This is a genomic window from Maribellus luteus, assembly GCF_003576475.1.
Classification (GTDB): Bacteria; Bacteroidota; Bacteroidia; order Bacteroidales; family Prolixibacteraceae; genus Draconibacterium; species Draconibacterium luteum.
In genome coordinates this window covers 1-562 of sequence record NZ_QWGR01000200.1, presented here as the reverse complement: position 1 = coordinate 562, position 562 = coordinate 1, and the positions used below count along the sequence as shown (strand labels likewise).

Annotated in this window: 1 protein-coding gene; it reads left to right on the top strand. The window is 62.1% G+C overall.

The genetic code is table 11. From position 1 onward, the window contains the following. Positions 1-562: MFS transporter (locus tag D1614_RS28585; RefSeq protein ID WP_147384406.1), on the top strand; the 562-nt coding region annotated here is incomplete at both ends.

Genomic DNA, 562 nt, shown 5'->3' with positions numbered 1-562 from the left:
GCTGGCTCGCGGACAAGTGGAGCCGCGAAGGCATGATCGCGGTGTTCTTCATCGGCATCGGCATTTCGTCGATCGGCACCGCGTTTGCGCAGACGCCGCTTCAGGTTGGCATCGGCCTGTTCATCGTCGGCGTGTTCGCCGCGATCTATCATCCGGTCGGGCTCGCCATCGTCACGCAGAAATGGAAAAATACCGGCATGCGCCTCGCTGTGAATGGCGTCTGGGGCAATCTCGGCGTCGCCAGCGCCGCGCTCATTACCGGCTATTTCATCGATCACGGCGGCTGGCGCGTAGCCTTCGTGGTGCCGGGCATCTTCTCCATCATCGTGGGCGTGCTTTACGCCGCTCATCAATGGAGCGAGATGTCCACCGCGCATCAGAAGACTCCGGCAGCAGTTGCTGCCGCGCCCGTCCAGCCCGCCGACATGAAGGCGCTGCTGCTGCGCATCTCCGCCATCGTGTTTCTCACCACGGCTGTTTCCAGCCTGGTGTTTCAATCGACGACCTTCGCACTGCCGAAAATCTTCGACGAACGGCTGCAGGGCATCGCCACCGACATGAC